General features: G+C 53.6%; 4 protein-coding genes. 2 read left to right on the plus strand and 2 right to left on the minus strand.

All coding sequences use genetic code 11. The features are described from left to right. The first annotated feature begins 225 nt into the window (after positions 1-225). Positions 226-798, plus strand: coding sequence for a carboxymuconolactone decarboxylase family protein (locus tag AC2FLZ_RS21805; RefSeq protein WP_496845506.1), 573 nt, complete (start codon positions 226-228; stop codon positions 796-798). A 224-nt stretch (positions 799-1,022) separates the two neighbouring features. Further along, entirely contained in the window at positions 1,023-1,802 is a 780-nt protein-coding gene (locus AC2FLZ_RS21810; RefSeq protein ID WP_496816609.1) for a methyltransferase domain-containing protein, read from the plus strand. Between the two features lie 108 nt (positions 1,803-1,910). Here the strand turns inward: AC2FLZ_RS21810 and AC2FLZ_RS21815 are convergent, their stop codons facing one another. Both AC2FLZ_RS21815 and AC2FLZ_RS21820 read right to left on the minus strand, forming a co-directional pair. Continuing rightward, positions 1,911-2,762, minus strand: a complete 852-nt coding sequence (locus tag AC2FLZ_RS21815; protein ID WP_496816611.1) for a methyltransferase domain-containing protein — start codon at positions 2,760-2,762, stop codon at positions 1,911-1,913. Positions 2,763-2,871: 109 nt separating this feature from the next. After that, on the minus strand, positions 2,872-3,550 hold a 679-nt coding region (locus tag AC2FLZ_RS21820; RefSeq protein WP_496882779.1), incomplete at its 5' end, for a DMT family transporter.

A 3,550-nucleotide genomic window follows, 5' to 3' on the forward strand; every position in this document is an offset into this window, starting at 1 on the left:
CGGCAGTAGCGCGTCGAAACCAGACCTTGCATAGTCGAGCGGATGGCCCAAAAGTTGCTCTCAACCAAGTGACGAACATGGTGCGGTGCGGTCAAGCAAACCTGCCGTTCGCAGTTTCCTACAGAGTCTTTTTTCGGAACCAAGAATTGCTTTAGGATTGCGTAAACTACGTTGGTTCTTCACTTTGAGACAAAGTTATCCAAAGCAAGATTGAAAGAGAATTAAATGAAACGTCTGTTTCCATCTCTGCCGGAGAACGCGACACTTGGAAGTGTCTATCAGGCCTTTCCAGACAAACTTTCTCCGCTTTGTGCGTACGAAAGCCTTGTGATGAGGGGCGAGAGCGACCTCTCGGTTGCTGAACGTGAATTAATCGCAGCCTACGTCTCGGGCTTGAATGCTTGTGCGTATTGCCATGGTGCGCACATCGTTTTCGCCAAAGCCTACGGCATTGAGGTCGAGACAATCGAGGCACTGATGCAAGACCGCGATACGGCACCGGTCGAGGATCACCTCAAACCGTTGCTGGCATACATTGAAAAGCTCACTGTCTCGCCATCCCGAATGACAGAAGCCGACGCTAGAGCAGTCTACGCGGCAGGCTGGTCGGAGAGTGCGCTGTTCGATGCTATCCAGGTCTGCGGTGTCTTCAATCTCGTCAACCGCTTCATAGAAGGAACAGGTGTTCAAAGCCCTGGCACCGATCCAAGAGATGCGGACGAAGCCACTTTAAACCGATACCGAAGTGACAGCTTCTATACCGATTTCGGACGGGAGAATGGCCTCGACATCCCTTGAATTGATGTTGTTCGAACTCTCGAACCGCTCCGAAAGGCTGGTCCGATATCGCGGCAGAAGCGTCCTCCGCTCTCGGGGATAAATCAATCGTCGGATCAAGTCGGCGCATTCATTTAATGTTGATGGATCCACGCTCAAGACTCAACGATCCATCCTGCTTTTCGTAGATAACCCATTTTCTGATAAGGTTTTTGGAAACTTGTGTTCTTTGTAAGGGGAGCGAGTTGCTTAAATTTGACGCGGAGACAACGAAATTACTTGAAATCGCCTATCAGGGAGCAGAATTGACTCGGCGAAGACAGGCTTCATTTGATGCGCTGTGCCCGGCTCCCGGTGAGTCTATTTTGGATGTCGGTTGTGGCAACGGGATGTTAACTGTGGAGTTGGCCCGCGCAGTTGGCTCGGATGGCTATGTCATCGGGATCGACCCAAGCGAGGATATGACAGCAGCCGCAAGAGAACGATGCAGCGACTACGCAAACGTGGAGTTTCGTGCTGGGGCCGCAAATAGCTTGCCCGTTGAGGATGAAAGTGCTGACAAGGCCGTCTCGGTACAGGTCTTTGAATACATCGAAGACGTAGACGGTGCGCTGGCTGACACGCTGAGGTGCGTCAAACCCGGCGGGCGCCTCGTCATCAGCGATCTACACTTTGGCAGCTTGATTTGGTTCAGCGACGAGCCTGACAGAATGCTAAAGATGCTAACATCCTGGAACCAGCACTTTGTGAGTGGTTCCGTCCCGGAAAGACTGCCCGCACTGATCAAAGCGCGTGGCGACCGCGTGGAAGATGTCTTGTCGTTCACGATGACAGATCACCAGTTAAAGCCTGATGGCCTCACAATCATGATGATGCACCTCATAAAGCAATACGCTGTTGCAAACGACCATGTTGATCCCGTTGTTGCGCAATCGTGGTTTGACGAGCAGCTCAGCCTTGCAAAAGTTGGGCGCTTCTTTTTCTCCATGACCCAATTTATCGTCGTGGCGCGTAAAAAGGGTTGATCGTTCTACAATGCGCCAGTTGACCTCGGCCGTGCGCGCTAAACCATCGTTATCGAGCAAAGTTTGTGGCTGGCAACTGTTTACTGTCGCGACTCGAATGCCAAGAGTTTATGGCCGCCTCGCAATCAGTGTTGCAAAGACCTGATAGCCAAAAAGTGTTCCCTCTCCTGCTCGACGGCGATACTCGGCGATTAATCCATTGTGCAGATCCTCCCCAATTTCACCGCGTTTCATCAGCACTTTCCCAGTCTCTTCGACCCAGGGGAGCATTTGGTCATTGCCCAGAATACTTCTACTTTGAAGGCTGAAGTCTTCGACTGTGAATCCCGCATTTGAGGCCAGGCCGCGCAACTTGGCGACAACAAATGGGTCGGTGACAAACTCGTTCACAAATATCTTGGCGCAGGCGTCCAGAGGATCGTTTGACAAGTTTCCCAAGGACGCTTTCGAAAAGTCAGCGTCACACACCACGAGACACCCTCCCGACCTTAGAACACGCCTCGCCTCGGTCAAAAGCGGCGCCGGGTCTGCCACATGGGTAAGCACCGTGTGCATTATCACGTTATCAACTGAGCCATCATCCAGGGGCAACGACGCTCCTCCTGCGACCTCAAACTCCACATTGTCGTAGCCCCCGACCCGCGCTCTTGCTTCGGTCACAAAGCCGACAGACGGCTCGAAACCAATGACACGCGCGGGGTTGACCTTCTCCGCAATGCGGCGCGTGACGGCTCCTGCACCGCATCCGACTTCAATGGTCAGACTACCTTCGGCAAACTCAAGTTTGGCCAGATACTTTGAAACGATCTTTTCCATTGTGGGATCGGACTGACGCGCGTCCATCGAGTCGGCAAACGCGGAAATGAACTCCGCACCCGCAGCATCTACATCTTGAAACGGATCAGCCATCCCAACCACCCTCGAATAGCGCTCAGTATTTTCTACCGAAAACCCTAGCATCACCTGAACCAAGAACAAGACGTGCCGAAATGGGTGCGCACCACCTCATCGCCCACATTATGTCGGGGCCTGATCGGCGCCGCAAAGTAGGACTATTGCGAGTGCAACACTACCGCTTCGGTGATCTTGTGAGCACGGTAGATACGGTGCGCGTTCTTGGGCTTCTTGTGATCGCAATTGCACTCAGAATTAGCGCACAAGCCCAGGCCTGAGGTAATGAGATCGCCTCGTCAAAGGCCAGAAAGCCCACGGCAAACATTGTGGGTAATTCGATGCTTCCGACGACCGCAGTTTGGGAAGCCCCAATGACCGGCGAGCAGATTGTGTAGATAAGCTGGGGCACCAGAGCGGTTACAAGTCCGATACCCACAATGAGAAGCCAATCGGATTGATCCCTTGGGAGAAGCTCTCCAACCTCTGCACCGAGAATGAGCGGCGCGAGGCCCAATACAGACCCCAGAGAAACTGATGCGATGCGGGCCAAGGGCGCAATCCGGGATAACCTGTGCACCAGGACGCAAATTCCGAAACCAAACCCGAAAGGAGCGGCAAGTGATATCAGCAGCGTTGGTAGATGCGCCACAGGAACTGACGCGGGCGAGCCAGCAATGACAGCGGCGACCACAATCAGACCAGCAGCTGACAAGGCGCGCCGCGTCGGTGCATCGGCAAACACGGCCCAGGCAATGACCAGTGTGAACACCGGATAGGTCATGTAAAGCACGCCGACTGTCGACGCAGGCAACTTCTCCAGCGCCGTTACATATCCGATCCAACCAAGTCCCATC

The organism is Ruegeria sp. YKSF131 (assembly GCF_059612645.1).